Annotated in this window: 9 protein-coding genes; 5 read left to right on the top strand and 4 right to left on the bottom strand. The window is 69.6% G+C overall.

What is annotated here, in order from left to right; all coding sequences use genetic code 11:
- The first annotated feature begins 102 nt into the window (after window positions 1-102).
- Both lepA and IE325_RS07095 read left to right on the top strand, forming a co-directional pair.
- Window positions 103-1,971, top strand: coding sequence for a translation elongation factor 4 (gene lepA / locus IE325_RS07100; RefSeq protein WP_190068855.1), 1,869 nt, complete (start codon window positions 103-105; stop codon window positions 1,969-1,971).
- Between the two features lie 245 nt (window positions 1,972-2,216).
- Entirely contained in the window at window positions 2,217-4,091 is a 1,875-nt protein-coding gene (locus tag IE325_RS07095) for an AMP-dependent synthetase/ligase (protein WP_190068854.1), read from the top strand.
- A gap of 41 nt (window positions 4,092-4,132) precedes the next feature.
- On the opposite strand, the gene IE325_RS07090 is transcribed toward IE325_RS07095, so the two are convergent.
- Window positions 4,133-4,699 carry a response regulator gene (locus IE325_RS07090; protein WP_190068853.1) on the bottom strand — a complete coding sequence of 189 codons (567 nt, stop codon included), beginning with the start codon at window positions 4,697-4,699 and terminating at the stop codon, window positions 4,133-4,135.
- Window positions 4,700-4,715: 16 nt separating this feature from the next.
- On the bottom strand, window positions 4,716-8,879 hold the full coding sequence (locus IE325_RS07085; RefSeq protein WP_190068852.1) for a HAMP domain-containing protein: 4,164 nt from the start codon (window positions 8,877-8,879) through the stop codon (window positions 4,716-4,718).
- Between the two features lie 102 nt (window positions 8,880-8,981).
- Between IE325_RS07085 and IE325_RS07080 the strand changes: the two genes are divergently transcribed.
- The 3 genes from IE325_RS07080 to IE325_RS07070 all read left to right on the top strand — a co-directional run bounded on the left by IE325_RS07080 (window position 8,982) and on the right by IE325_RS07070 (window position 12,816).
- Complete coding sequence (locus IE325_RS07080; protein WP_190068851.1) at window positions 8,982-10,919, top strand: ATP-binding SpoIIE family protein phosphatase; 1,938 nt, start codon at window positions 8,982-8,984, stop codon at window positions 10,917-10,919.
- Between the two features lie 27 nt (window positions 10,920-10,946).
- The gene (gene hemW / locus IE325_RS07075; protein ID WP_190068850.1) at window positions 10,947-12,179 is read left to right on the top strand and encodes a radical SAM family heme chaperone HemW; all 1,233 of its coding nucleotides are present in this window, start codon (window positions 10,947-10,949) and stop codon (window positions 12,177-12,179) included.
- A gap of 82 nt (window positions 12,180-12,261) precedes the next feature.
- Window positions 12,262-12,816: a Uma2 family endonuclease gene (locus IE325_RS07070; RefSeq protein WP_190069220.1), complete on the top strand. Its 555-nt coding sequence runs from the start codon at window positions 12,262-12,264 to the stop codon at window positions 12,814-12,816.
- On the opposite strand, the gene IE325_RS07065 is transcribed toward IE325_RS07070, so the two are convergent.
- Window positions 12,794-13,609, bottom strand: coding sequence for a DUF3097 domain-containing protein (locus tag IE325_RS07065; protein ID WP_190068849.1), 816 nt, complete (start codon window positions 13,607-13,609; stop codon window positions 12,794-12,796). The two genes, IE325_RS07070 and IE325_RS07065, sit on opposite strands and share 23 nt — an antisense overlap.
- 31 nt (window positions 13,610-13,640) lie before the next feature.
- Window positions 13,641-14,372 carry an MBL fold metallo-hydrolase gene (locus tag IE325_RS07060; protein WP_190068848.1) on the bottom strand — a complete coding sequence of 244 codons (732 nt, stop codon included), beginning with the start codon at window positions 14,370-14,372 and terminating at the stop codon, window positions 13,641-13,643.
- Window positions 14,373-14,430 lie beyond the last annotated feature (58 nt).

Genomic DNA, 14,430 nt, shown 5'->3' with positions numbered 1-14,430 from the left:
GAGAATGGCCCAAACCGGCCCCAGTCCGCCGCCCATGGGACCATGGAGCCTACGTATAGATCCGACCCGAGGCATAAGGCGCCTCAAGAGACAGGACCCTGCGTGCCCGCGACCCCTAACAATGTGCCCGAGCCGAGCCGTACCGACCCGGCTCTGATCCGCAATTTCTGCATCATCGCGCACATCGACCACGGCAAGTCCACGCTCGCCGACCGGATGCTCCAGCTGACCGGCGTGGTCGAGCAGCGGCAGATGCGTGCTCAGTACCTCGACCGGATGGACATCGAGCGCGAGCGCGGCATCACGATCAAGTCCCAGGCGGTGCGGCTGCCGTGGGCTCCCACCCACGAACCCGGCAACACGCACATCCTCAACATGATCGACACCCCGGGGCACGTCGACTTCACCTACGAGGTCTCGCGGTCGCTCGCCGCCTGCGAGGGGACCGTCCTCCTCGTCGACGCCGCCCAGGGCATCGAGGCCCAGACCCTCGCCAACCTCTACCTGGCGATGGAGAACGACCTCACGATCATCCCCGTACTGAACAAGATCGACCTGCCGGCCGCGCAGCCCGAGAAGTTCGCAGAGGAGCTCGCCAACCTGGTCGGCTGCGACCCGAGCGATGTGCTGCGGGTGTCCGCCAAGACCGGTCTCGGTGTCGACGGCCTGCTCGACAAGGTGGTCAAGGAGGTCCCGGCGCCGGTCGGCGTCAAGGACGCCCCCGCCCGCGCGATGATCTTCGACTCGGTCTACGACTCCTACCGCGGTGTCGTGACGTACGTCCGTGTCATCGACGGCCAGCTCAACAAGCGCGAGCGCATCAAGATGATGTCGACGGGCGCCACGCACGAGCTGCTGGAGATCGGGACGAACTCGCCCGAGATGCTGGGCGCCGACGGCCTCGGCGTCGGTGAGGTGGGTTACCTCATCACCGGTGTGAAGGACGTCCGCCAGTCCAAGGTCGGTGACACCGTCACCAGCCAGCAGAAGGGGGCGACGGAGGCCCTCGGCGGGTACAAGGACCCCAAGCCCATGGTCTTCTCCGGGCTGTATCCGCTGGACGGCTCCGACTACCCCGAGCTGCGCGAGGCCCTCGACAAGCTCCAGCTCAACGACGCCGCGCTCGTCTACGAGCCGGAGACCTCCGCCGCCCTCGGCTTCGGCTTCCGCGTCGGCTTCCTCGGCCTGCTCCACCTCGATGTGATCCGTGAGCGGCTGGAGCGCGAGTTCGGCCTCGACCTGATCGCGACCGCGCCGAACGTGGTCTACCGGGTGGTGATGGAGGACGGCACCGAGCACACCGTCACCAACCCGAGCGAGTTCCCCGAGGGCAAGATCAACGAGGTGTACGAGCCGGTCGTGCGGGCCACGATCCTCGCGCCGACCGAGTTCATCGGCTCGATCATGGAGCTGTGCCAGACCCGGCGCGGCACTCTGCTCGGCATGGACTACCTCTCCGAGGACCGCGTCGAGATCCGCTACACCCTCCCGCTCGCGGAGATCGTCTTCGACTTCTTCGACCAGCTGAAGTCCAAGACGCGCGGTTACGCCTCGCTGGACTACGAGCCCACCGGTGAGCAGACGTCCTCCCTGGTCAAGGTGGACATCCTGCTGCACGGCGACAAGGTGGACGCCTTCTCGGCGATCACGCACAAGGACGCGGCCTACGCGTACGGCGTGCGGCTGGTCGCCAAGCTGCGCGAGCTCATCCCGCGGCAGGCCTTCGAGGTGCCCATCCAGGCCGCCATCGGCTCCCGGGTGATCGCCCGCGAGACCATCCGCGCCATCCGCAAGGACGTCCTCGCCAAGTGCTACGGCGGTGACATCTCCCGTAAGCGGAAGCTGCTGGAGAAGCAGAAGGAAGGCAAGAAGCGGATGAAGATGGTGGGTTCCGTGGAGGTTCCGCAGGAGGCCTTCATCGCGGTGCTCAGCAGTGATGACAGCGCGGGGTCGGGCAAGGGCAAGAAGTAACCGCAGGTAACACCAGGTGACCCGGCAAATCGCCGCAACAGGGGTCCGTCGTGCGAAAGCGCGACGGGCCCCTACGCGTGCGTAGCGTCGCTGTCTGTAGGAAGTGACAGGCCGCAGCCCCTTACGTCGGGGCCGGTCGGGCTCTAACCTGATCCCTGCTCGATAGTTACTCACGAGTTAAACAACGTGAGTGGAACCAATGTGAGTGGAACCAGCCGCACAGTCGCGGGCCCCCGGAGGATGTCTTGAGCGACACACAGACACTGATCGAGAACCGTCCGCCGAGCGTGGCGACCCTCTTTCTGGAGCGCGTGGCCGCCACGCCGGACGCCGAGGCATACCGCTATCCCGTGCCGGCGGCCTCGGGGCAGGGCCCCGACGAGTGGAAGTCGCTGAGCTGGGCGCAGGCCGCCGAGCGGGTCTACGCCATCGCGGCTGGACTGATCGAGCTGGGCGTCCAGCCCGAGCAGCGCGTCGCCCTCGCCTCCTCGACCCGTATCGAGTGGATACTGGCCGACCTGGGCATCATGTGCGCCGGTGCCGCGACGACCACCGTCTATCCGCAGACCAACGCCGAGGAGTCGGCGTTCATCCTCTCCGACTCCGAGAGCCGGGTGCTGATCGCCGAGGACGCGGCGCAGCTGGCCAAGGCGGTGGAGAAGCGCGCCGAGCTGCCGCATCTCACGCATGTCGTGGTCATCGACCCGGCCGGCGTCGAGACCGCCGACTGGATCCTCACCCTGGACGAGCTGGAGAAGCGCGGCGCGGCCCGCCTGGAGAAGGACGCCGACCTGGTCAAGGAGCGGGTCGGCGCGATCACCAAGGATCAGCTGGCCACCCTCATCTACACCTCCGGCACCACCGGCCGCCCCAAGGGCGTACGGCTGCCGCACGACAACTGGTCGTACATGGCGAAGGCGATCGCCGCGACCGGCCTGGTCAGCAGCATCGACGTGCAGTACCTGTGGCTGCCGCTCGCGCACGTCTTCGGCAAGGTGCTGACCTCCGGGCAGATCGAGGTCGGCCACGTCACCGCCGTCGACGGCCGCGTCGACAAGATCATCGAGAATCTGCCGGTCGTGCAGCCGACGTACATGGCGGCCGTGCCCCGCATCTTCGAGAAGGTCTACAACGGGGTCGCCGCCAAGGCCCGCGCGGGCGGTGGCGCCAAGTACAAGATCTTCCAGTGGGCCGCCGAGGTCTCCCGCGAGTACGCCAAGGTCACCCAGGACAACTTCCGGCGCACCGGCACCCACTCCGCGCCCTTCGGTCTCGCCGCCAAGCACAAGGTCGCCGACGCGCTCGTCTTCGCCAAGATCCGCGAGGCCTTCGGCGGCAACCTGCGCGCCTGCGTCTCCGGGTCGGCCGCGCTCGCCCCGGAGATCGGCTACTTCTTCGCCGGCGCCGGCATCCACATCCTGGAGGGCTACGGCCTCACCGAGTCCTCCGCCGCGTCCTTCGTGAACCCGGGCGAGGCCTACCGCACCGGCACCGTCGGCAAGCCGCTGCCCGGCACCGAGGTCCGTATCGCCGACGACGGCGAGATCCTGCTGCGCGGCCCCGGCATCATGGAGGGCTACCACGGGCTGCCCGACAAGACCGCCGAGGTGCTGGAGAGCGACGGCTGGTTCCACACCGGTGACATCGGCGAGCTGTCCCCGGACGGATACCTGCGCATCACCGACCGCAAGAAGGACCTGATCAAGACGTCCGGCGGCAAGTACATCGCGCCCGCCGAGGTCGAGGGCCAGTTCAAGGCGGTCTGCCCCTACGTCTCCAACATCCTGGTCCACGGCGCCGACCGGAACTTCTGCACCGCCCTGATCGCCCTCGACGAGGTCGCGATCCTGGGCTGGGCCGAGGAGAACGGGCTGGGCGGGAAGTCGTACGCCGACGTCGTGGCCGCGCCGCAGACCGTGGCGATGGTCGAGGAGTACGTCAAGCAGCTCAACGGCGGACTGCAGAAGTGGCAGACCATCAAGAAGTTCCGGCTGCTGCCGCGGGATCTCGATGTGGAGCACGGTGAGATCACGCCGAGTCTGAAGTTGAAGCGGCCGGTGGTGGAGCGGGAGTACAAGGCGCTGATCGAGGAGATGTACGCGGGTACGCGGGAGGCGTAGGGGATGGCGGGGGGCTGAGTGGTGACGGTCCGGTGTGTGAATCACGCCTGTCCGACAAGCCGGCGTATCTCGTGGACCCTCGCGCGCAGGTCCGTCATGTCCGGGGGCGTGTCCTCCGCCAGTTGCTGCTCCAGGGCCGTCAGCTGTGCGCTCAGCTCCTTGCTGTGCCCGTGCTCGCGGCTCAGGAGATGCTCCAGCTGACGGTTCTTGCGGTACAGGTCCAGGAACACCGTCACCTTCGCCCGCAGCACCCACGGATCGAACGGCTTGGTCAGATAGTCCGCCGCGCCCGTCGCATAGCCGCGGAACGCATACACGGGATCGTCCTCCACACCGGTCAGGAAGATGATCGGGACGTCCTTGGTCTGGTCGAGGCGTTTGATGTTCGTGGCGGTCTCGAAACCGTCCATGCCCGGCATCCGGACGTCGAGGAGGACCAGGGCGAAGCGCTGCCGCAGCAGCGCCTTCATGGCCTCCTCGCCGGAACGCGCGCGGACGAGCGGCTCGTTGAGGGACCCCAGGACGGCCTCCAGCGCGATCAGGTTGTCCTCCATGTCGTCGACCAGGAGGATGCCGGCACGCTCTTCGGTCGTTACCTCAGCGCTCATGTTGAATTGGCCTCATTCATTCGTCGGCGGATCCCGCCGTTTCCTCCGGGGTGTCAGCCGCCGTGGCGTCCGCGCCCTCGGGGTCCAGGAGGTCGCAGACGACGGTGAGCAGCTGATCCACGTCCACCGGCTTCGGTACGTAGTCGTTGGCGCCCCGCGCGATGGACTTCTCCCGGTCTCCGGGCATCGCCTTCGCGGTCAGGGCGACGATGGGCAGATGCGCCCAGCGCGGAGTGCGGCGGATGGCCGAGATTGTCTCGTACCCGTCCATCTCCGGCATCATGATGTCCATCAGGACGAGTTCGACGTCCGGGCTGCGCTCCAGGGTCTCGATGCCCTCGCGGCCGTTCTCCGCGTACAGCACGGGCATGCCGACCCGGCCCAGCACATGGGTGAGCGCGAAGACGTTGCGGATGTCGTCGTCCACGATCAGCACCCGCCGGCCCGGCAGGACCCGGCCTGCCCGCCCCGTCTGCCACGCCTCCAGCTTGGTCGGCGTCGGCCAGGAGTCGTCCGTGTCGTGGGCGGCCGGGTACGGCTCGGCCGACATCTGCTCCGGCACCGGCAGCGGACGGTCCTCGGGCACCGGGCCGGTCGCCGAGTGCCCGGGGCTGACGACAGGGACGTACAGCGTGAAGGTCGATCCCTTGCCGGGTTCGCTCTCGGCGACGATACGGCCGCCCAGCAGGCCCGCGATCTCGCGGCTGATGGACAGGCCGAGCCCCGTGCCGCCGTACTTGCGGTTGGTGGTGCCGTCGGCCTGCTGGAACGCCTCGAAGATCACCGGGAGCTTCTCCGCCGCGATGCCGATGCCCGTGTCGCTGACCGCGAAGGCGATCACCTCGTCGCTCTCCAGGACTCCCCCACTCTCGACTTCGCTCGAGCGGGGGGACCCCCATCGGTGCTCGGGGTCCTTCAGCCGGCCCACCCGTAGCTCGACCCGGCCCGTCGCGGTGAACTTGATCGCGTTGGACAGGAGGTTGCGCAGGATCTGCTGGAGGCGCTGCTCGTCGGAGTACATCTCGCGCGGCACGTCCTCGCCGACCGCCACCTCGAAGGCGAGCCCACGGTCCAGGGTGAGCGGGCGGAAGGTGGCGTGGACGTAGTCCAGGAGCTTGATCAGCGGGAGCTTCTTCGGGCGTACGTCCATCCGGCCGGCCTCGATCTTCGACAGGTCCAGGATGTCGTTGATCAGCTGGAGCAGGTCCGAGCCGGAGCGGTGGATCGTCGTCGCGAACTGCACTTCCTGGTCGGAGAGATGGCCGTCCGGGTTGTCCGAGAGCAGACGGGCCAGGATCAGCAGGGAGTTCAGCGGGGTGCGCAGCTCGTGCGACATGTTCGCCAGGAACTCCGACTTGTACTGCGACGACGTCGCGAGCAGCGCCGCCTTCTCCTCCAGCTCGGCGTTGGAGCGCTGAAGCTCCGCCTGCTGCATCTGGAGTTCGTCCGAGCGTTCCTGGAGCTGCATGGCCAGACGCTGGGACTCGCCGAGCAGGGACTCCGTACGGGAGTTGGCGATGATCGTGTTGATCGCGACGGCGATGGTGTTCACGAACTGGTCGAAGAACGCCAGGTGCACATCGGAGAAGCGGGAGAAGGACGCCAGCTCGATCACGCCGAGCAGCTTGTCCTCGAAGAGGATCGGGATGATCACGACGCTGCTGGGAGACGCCTCGCCGAGCCCGCTGTTGATCTTGATGTAGTCCGGTGGGGCCTCCTCGACCAGGATCCGCTTCTTCTCCCGGGCCGCCTGCCGGACCAGGCCGTGCACCGGGAGACCGCCGGTCTCGATGGTCGTGCCCTGAGCCGAGCCGTACCCGGCGATGAACGCCAGTCCCTTCGTGGGAACCGTGGTGCGCAGCGCGGCGCTCTCCTCGTCCGGGTCGGCCAGGAAGAACGCGCCGTACTGGGCGTTCACCAGCGGTGTCAGCTCGCGCAGCAGCAGGTCGGCGACCTCCATCAGGTCACGGTGGCCCTGCATCAGGGCGGCGAGGCGGGCCAGGTTGGACTCCAGCCAGTCCTTGGCGCGGGTCGTCTCGCGCAGGTTGGCCACCATCAGGTTGATGTTGTCCTTCAGCTCGGCGACCTCGCCGCGCGTCTCGACCGTGATCGAGCGGGACATGTCGCCCTGGGCCACCGCGGAGGCGACCTCGGCGATCGCGCGGACCTGGGTGGTCAGGTTCGACGCCAGCTCGTTCACGTTCGTCGTCAGACGCTTCCAGGTGCCGTACACGCCCTCCACCCGTGCCTGGCCGCCCAGTTGGCCCTCGGAGCCCACCTCGCGGGCCACGCGCGTGACCTCGGAGGAGAAGGAGGAGAGGGTGTCGACCATGGTGTTGATGGCGGTCTTCAGCTCCAGGATCTCGCCGCGCGCGTCCACGTCGATCTTCTTGGAGAGGTCGCCGTTGGCGACGGCGGTGGTGACCTGGGCGATATTGCGCACCTGGGAAGTGAGGTTGTCCGCCATGTAGTTGACGTTGTCGGTGAGGTCCCGCCACACCCCGGAGACGCCCAGCACCTGCGCACGGCCGCCGAGCCGGCCGTCGGTTCCGACCTCGCGGGCGACCCTGGTGACCTCGTCGGCGAAGGCGCGCAGCTGCTGCACCATCGTGTTGACGGTGTCCTTCAGCTCCAGGATCTCGCCGCGCGCGTCGACGGTGATCTTCTTGGAGAGGTCGCCGTTGGCGACGGCTGTCGTCACCTGGGCGATATTGCGGACCTGTGAAGTCAGGTTCAGCGCCATGAAGTTGACGTTGTCGGTGAGGTCTTTCCAGACCCCGGACACGCCGCGCACCTGCGCCTGACCGCCGAGGTTGCCCTCGGTGCCGACCTCGCGGGCGACGCGGGTGACCTCGTCGGCGAAGGCGGAGAGCTGGTCCACCATCGTGTTGATGGTCGACTTCAGTTCGAGGATCTCGCCCTTCGCCTCCACCGTGATCTTCTTGCCGAGGTCGCCCTGGGCGACGGCGGTGGAGACGAGGGCGATGTTGCGGACCTGGGAGGTCAGGTTGTCCGCCATGAAGTTGACGTTGTCGGTGAGGTCTTTCCAGACCCCGGACACGCCGCGCACCTGAGCCCGGCCGCCGAGGTTGCCCTCGGTGCCGACCTCGCGGGCGACGCGGGTGACCTCGTCGGCGAAGGCGGACAGCTGGTCCACCATCGTGTTGATGGTCGACTTCAGCTCCAGGATCTCGCCCTGGGCGTCCACGGTGATCTTCTGCGACAGGTCGCCGTTGGCCACGGCGGTCGTCACCTGGGCGATATTGCGGACCTGTGAAGTCAGGTTCGACGCCATGAAGTTGACGTTGTCGGTGAGGTCCTTCCATACGCCGCTGACGCCCCGCACCTGCGCACGCCCGCCCAGCTGCCCCTCGGTGCCGACCTCGCGGGCGACCCTGGTCACCTCGTCGGCGAAGGCGGAGAGCTGGTCGACCATCGTGTTGACGGTCAGCTTCAGTTCGAGCAGCTCGCCGGTCGCCTCGACGGTGACCGTGCGGGTCAGGTCGCCCCGCGCCACGGCCGTCGTCACCGCCGCGATGTCCCGCACCTGGGCCGTCAGCCGGGACGCCATCGCGTTGACCGCCTCGGTCACGTCCCGCCAACTGCCCGACAGGCCCGTCACCTTGGCCCGACCGCCGAGCCGGCCCTCGGTGCCGACCTCGCGGGCGACGCGGGTGACCTCGCCGGTGAACAGGGAGAGCTGGTCGACCATCTTGTTCACGGCCCGGCCCAGCCGGCGCAGGTCGCCGCGTAACTGACGGGTGCCGTCATGCAGATCGACGCGCTGGGTGAGATCGCCGCCCGCCACCGCGTCCAGCACGCGCGTGGCGTTCGCCGCCGGGGCCACCAGGGCGTCGAGCAGATGGTTGACGTCGTTGACGCGTGTCGTCCAGTCGCCCTGGCCCGGGCTCGCCGAGAGCCGCTCGTCCAGCCTGCCGTGCCGGACCAACTCCCTTTTCACGCGCTGCACTTCTCCATTGAAATGCGTACTGCGGTCCATGACCTGGTTGAAGACCGCGGTCAACTCGGCCACGACCCCCTCGCCCGTCTCCGGGAGCCTGCGGAAGTCGCCGTCCCGGGCCGCGGTCATCGCGGCGAGCAGCGCGCGCAGGTCCGATGCTCGAATTTGACCGTCTTTCTGTCCGTCTTCGAGCACACGCGTAGCACGGTTCTCACTCATGGCGGCCCACTTCGGTAACTCGGTGCTTATGGGCGTGGCCAGTCTGTCACTCTGTCGGCGTCGACTGAGGCGTATTCGTCCGAACCGTTCGGGGAGCTGTACATGGGGGCCATTCCGGTGCAACGGGAGACGCTTTCCCGTGCCTCTGAGGCGCCCGCGCACGAGGGTCCGCGAGCGGAGACCGGCGCGGAGGCCCGCACCACCCTCCCCGGCAGCCCGCTCTCCCCGGGCTCCGCCCGCACCCTCGTACGCTCCGCCCTCACCGAGTGGGCCGCGTCCGGACTCCCCGGCACCGAGCACGTCAGCGAGCGGCTCGTCGACGACGCCGTCGTGGCCGTCAGCGAGCTCGTCACCAACGCCGTCGTGCACGCCGGTACCGAGGTCGAGCTCACCTGCCGGCTGGAGCCGGACGGCGCCCTCCTCGTCGAGGTCCTGGACCACCACCCCTCGCGCGCCCCGCGCGACGGGGAGCTGGAGGCGCCGTACGAGACACCGGAGTACGGGCGCGGGCTGCGGCTGGTGTCCCGGCTCGCGGAGTCCTGGGGCGTCACCTATCGCACCGGCGCCAAGACGGTGTGGGCGCGGCTGCCGGCCGAGGACCCGGTGGCGGCGGGGGAGTACCCGGAGACGTACGCCGAGGGGCGCGGGCTGCGTGTCGCCGAGATCCTCGCGCCGGAGCCGCAGCGCGCCGAGCGGGAGCGGGACTGGCTCAACCGGGGCGCCCTGTCCTTCCTCGCCGAGGCCTCCGACCTGCTCGCCGGGCAGCTCGACGAGAACCTCGTCGCCGCGCTCGCCGGCCAGCTGATCGTGCCGCGGCTCGCGGACTGGTGCGCGGTGTGGCTGGAGGACGAGGTCGCCGGGCGCTGGGGGTACCCCGGCTCCGGTGAGACGCAGGGCGGGGCGGGCTGGCCCGCGGACGCCACGGCCGGCACCGGGCCCCGGCTGGCCCGCGTCTGGCACGGCTCGGAGAACCTCATCGAGGAACTGCGCCGCGCCCTGGAGAAGGAACCGCCGATCCCGCCCGACAACCACCGCACCGGGCCCGTCCCCTACCCCTGGCCCGGCGAGGCGCTCGGCACCCGCCACGCGCACGGCACCGCGCTCGCGTACCGCCTCATCGCCGGCGGCCATCCGCTGGGCACCCTGGTCATCGGACGGGCCGACCTCATGCGCTTCCCCGACGAGGTCACCGGCCTTGTGGAGGACCTCAGCCGCCGGGTGGCCCTCGCCATCGGCGCGGCCCGCCAGTACGCCCGCCAGGCCACCATCAGCCGGGTCCTGCAGCGCGGACTGCTGCCCGGCGCCGTCGCGGAGATCCCGGGCGTCGCCAGCGCCCTCGTCTACGAGCCGTACGACAAGGGCGGTCCCAGCGGAGACTTCTACGACCTGTTCCCGGCCGGCGACGGCCGCTGGTGCTTCGCCATCGGCGACGTCCAGGGCAAGGGCCCGGAGGCCGCCGTGGTGATCGGCATCGCCCGCCCCTGGCTGCGGCTCCTGGCCCGTGAGGGCTACCGGGTCTCCGACGTCCTGGACCGCCTCAACCAGCTCCTCCTGGACGACGCCACCGAGGCAGCCGACGCCGCGGCCCGCGCGCTGGTCGGCCCGGCGGCCCCCGGGGACGGCCCCCAGACCCGCTTCCTGTCCCTCCTCTACGGCGAGCTGACCCCCGTCGAGGGAGGCATCCGCTGCACCCTCGCCTCCGCCGGCCACCCCCTGCCCCTCCTCCTCGGCCCCCACGGCGAGGTCCACACCGCCGCCGAGCCCCAGACCCTCCTCGGCGTCTTCGAGGACGCGACCTACACCAGCGAGACCTTCGAGCTGCGCTCCGGCGACACCCTGCTGTGCGTGACCGACGGGGTGACGGAGCGGCGCAGCGGCTCCCGCCAGTTCGACGACGGCGACGGCCTCGCGGCGGCGCTCGCCGGGTGCACGGGCCTGAACGCCCAGCTCATCGCGGAACGCATCCGCCGCCTTGTGCACGAGTTCGGCGGGCGCCCGCCGGAGGACGATCTGGCGCTGCTGGTGCTGCAGGCGGAGTAACCCGCGCGGTACGGGACAATGGAACCCATGCCCTCCGCACTCCCCGACGGCGAGCCCGTCCCCGCCGACGGCGCGCTCCCCGCGCAGGCCCTCACCGGTTCCGCCGACCGTCCCCTCGGCTTCTACCTCCACGTCCCGTACTGCGCGACCCGCTGCGGCTACTGCGACTTCAACACCTACACGGCGACCGAGCTGCGCGGCACCGGCGGCGTCCTGGCGTCCCGCGACAACTACGCCGAGACCCTGATCGACGAGATCCGACTCGCCCGAAAGACCCTCGGCGACGACCCGCGCGAGGTCCGCACGGTCTTCGTCGGCGGCGGTACGCCCACCCTCCTGGCCGCCGACGATCTCGTACGGATGCTGGGGGCGATCCGCGACGAGTTCGGACTGGCACCGGACGCGGAGATCACGACGGAGGCGAACCCGGAGTCGGTGGATCCGGCCTACCTGGCCACGCTCCGCGAGGGCGGCTTCAACCGGATCTCCTTCGGCATGCAGAGCGCGAAGCAGCATGTCCTGCGCGTACTGGACCGCACGCATACGCCGGGACGCCCCGAGGCATGCGTCACCGAGGCCCGTACGGCGGGCTTCGAGCACGTCAACCTCGACCTGATCTACGGCACCCCCGGCGAGTCCGACGACGACTGGCGGGCCTCCCTGGAGGCGGCGATCGGCGCCGGCCCGGACCATGTCTCCGCCTACGCCCTGATCGTCGAGGAGGGCACCCAGCTGGCCCGCCGTATCCGCCGCGGCGAGGTCCCGATGACGGACGACGACGTCCACGCGGACCGGTACCTGATCGCGGAGTCGGTGCTGTCCGAGGCGGGCTTCGACTGGTACGAGGTCTCCAACTGGGCCACCTCGGACCCGGCCCGCTGCCTCCACAACGAGCTGTACTGGCGCGGCGCCGACTGGTGGGGCGCGGGCCCCGGAGCCCACTCCCACGTGGGCGGCGTCCGCTGGTGGAACGTCAAGCACCCGGGCGCGTACGCGGCCGCACTGGCGGAGGGACGCTCGCCTGGGGCGGGGCGGGAGCTCCTGTCCGAGGAGGACCGAAGGGTCGAGCGCATCCTGCTGGAACTGCGGCTCCGGGAGGGGGTGCCGCTGGGGTTGCTGCGGGAGGAGGGGCTCGCGGCTTCTCGGCGGGCTCTGGGGGAGGGGCTGCTGGAGGGCGGGCCTTATGACGAGGGGCGTGCGGTGCTGACGCTGCGGGGGCGGTTGCTGGCGGATGCGGTGGTCAGGGATTTGGTGGACTGATCACTCGGGTGAGTGAAGCGGTGCCCGAGGCCGGTTCGGGTGGCTACTCAATTCGTAGGGTGCCGCTGTGAACGACCGCGACATGATCAAGTTCTTCGAGGAACTGGAGCCACCCGAGGGCATCAGGGTCGAACTTCTGCGAAGGGCGATCGTGATGTCGCCCAGCCCTGATCTGGTCCACAACCGCGACGTCACGGAGGCGGCGGACCAGATTCCCCGCCTGCGTTGGTTCCGGCCCCAGACCCAGTGCGTCGACATGCTCGACGATGTCAGCGCGCCCGTGCCGGACCTGGTGGTGACCGAACGTGGTGTTGGTCCGGATCAAGGGACGTACATGCCCTCGGAGGTTGTCACGGCGTTGGTGGAAGTCGTCTCCCGGACCAGCGTGGATCGCGACTACGGGATCAAGCGCGAGCTCTATGCGGCGAGTGCCGTGCCCGTCTACCTGATCATCGACCCGATCATGGCGCACTGTGTGCTGTTCACCGACCCGAAGGGCAGCGGGGAGGAAGCCGATTACCAGGTGCAGCGGCTGAGCAGGTTCGGCTGCCCGGTACCGATCGAGTGTCTCGGCATCGAACTCGACACCACCCGATTCGTCACCTTCACCGACGTCAGGCCCCACCGCTACCCGTGACAAAGTCGATCAGCTCCTCCACCCTCCCCAACAACTCCGGCTCAAGATCCTTGTAAGACCCGACCCGCTTCAGGATCGCCTGCCACACCGCCCCGGTGTTCTCCGGCGGCCACCCCAGCGCCCGGCACACCCCCGTCTTCCAGTCCTGCCCGTGCGGCACCCGGGGCCACGCCTCGATGCCCAGGGTCGACGGCTTCACCGCCTCCCAGATGTCGATGTACGGGTGGCCGACCACCAGGGCGTGTTCGCTGGTCACGGACTCGGCGATGCGCCACTCCTTGGTGCCGGGCACCAAGTGGTCGACCAGCACGCCCAACCTCGCGTCCGGACCCGGTGCGAAATCGGCCACGATCGACGGCAGGTCGTCCACGCCCTCCAGGTACTCCACCACCACGCCCTCGATGCGCAGGTCGTCGCCCCACACCTTCTCGACCAGTTCGGCGTCGTGGCGGCCCTCGACGTAGATGCGGCCGGCGCGGGCCACGCGTGCGCGTGCGCCGGGGACGGCGAGGGAACCGGATGCCGTACGGGCGGGGCGGGTCGGAGCCGGGGACGACGGGCGGACCAGGGTGACCACCTTGCCCTCCAGCAGGAAGCCGCGCGGCTCCAGCGGGAACACCCGGTGCTTGCCGAAGCGGTCCTCCAGGGTCACCGTGCCCGCCTCGCAGCGGATCACCGCACCGCAGAAGCCGGTGCCGGGCTCCTCGACCACCAGGCCGGGCTCCGCCGGTACCTCGGGGACCGGCTTGGGCTTCTTCCAGGGCGGGGTCAGGTCCGGGGAGTACTGGCGCATTCGGATGACGTTAGGAGAACCGGTCCCACGGTCACTGCGACACGCCGAATCTCGTGGCCAGCTCGTCTCGCTGGCGTCGTACGAACTCCGCGTCCACCACCGCTCCGTGACCGGGTACGTACAGCGCGTCCTCGCCGCCGAGATCCAGCAGACGGTCCAGGGCGGCCGGCCAGTGGGACGGTACGGCGTCGGAGCCCGCCTGGGGTTCGCCGGACTCCTCGACCAGATCGCCGCAGAAGACGACCTCGGGGTCGCCCGGCACCAGCACCACCAGGTCGTGGGCCGTGTGCGCCGGGCCCACGTTCGCCAGCAGGACCCGGCGGCCGCCGCCCAGGTCGAGGGTCCACTCGCCGCTGACCTGGTGGTGCGGTCGGACCAGCGCGTCCACCGCCTCCTCGGCCGACGCCGGGTCGAGGCCGTTGCGGACCGCGTCCCCGCGCAGCTCGTCGCGCGCGTGCCTGCCCTCCAGCACCGTGTCCATGCCCACCGGGCCGTACACCGCCGTCCCCGCGAACGCCGCGGCGCCGAAGACATGATCGAAATGGGGGTGCGTCAGCGCGAGATGAGTCACACGGTGACCCGCGAGCCACTGCGCCTGCGTACGCAACCGGGCGCCCTCCGCGAGCGACGACCCGGCGTCCACGATCAACGCGCTGCCCTCCCCGACGACCAGCCCCGCCGTGCAGTCCCAGCCCGGAAGCCGGCACCGGCCGACCCCCGACGCCAGCCGTTCCCACCCCAGCTCTTCCCAAGTCACCGTCATACGGCGACGCTAACCAAGACAGCACCACCGGGCACGGCGGACCTGGCCCGGCCTTGCC

This window comes from Streptomyces lanatus, assembly GCF_014655715.1.
Taxonomy (GTDB): domain Bacteria; phylum Actinomycetota; class Actinomycetes; order Streptomycetales; family Streptomycetaceae; genus Streptomyces; species Streptomyces lanatus.
Note: the sequence above shows the minus strand (reverse complement) of the source record. Positions and strands in the feature narration are given on the sequence as shown.

What these genes read in the sequence shown, in the direction of transcription:
- IE325_RS07090 (WP_190068853.1), bottom strand. Translation starts at nt 4,699, where the DNA reads ATGAGCGCTGAGGTAACGACCGAAGAGCGTGCCGGCATCCTCCTGGTC.
- IE325_RS07085 (WP_190068852.1), bottom strand. Translation starts at nt 8,879, where the DNA reads ATGAGTGAGAACCGTGCTACGCGTGTGCTCGAAGACGGACAGAAAGAC.
- IE325_RS07080 (WP_190068851.1), top strand. Translation starts at nt 8,982, where the DNA reads ATGGGGGCCATTCCGGTGCAACGGGAGACGCTTTCCCGTGCCTCTGAG.
- hemW (WP_190068850.1), top strand. Translation starts at nt 10,947, where the DNA reads ATGCCCTCCGCACTCCCCGACGGCGAGCCCGTCCCCGCCGACGGCGCG.
- IE325_RS07070 (WP_190069220.1), top strand. Translation starts at nt 12,262, where the DNA reads ATGATCAAGTTCTTCGAGGAACTGGAGCCACCCGAGGGCATCAGGGTC.
- IE325_RS07065 (WP_190068849.1), bottom strand. Translation starts at nt 13,609, where the DNA reads ATGCGCCAGTACTCCCCGGACCTGACCCCGCCCTGGAAGAAGCCCAAG.
- IE325_RS07060 (WP_190068848.1), bottom strand. Translation starts at nt 14,372, where the DNA reads ATGACGGTGACTTGGGAAGAGCTGGGGTGGGAACGGCTGGCGTCGGGG.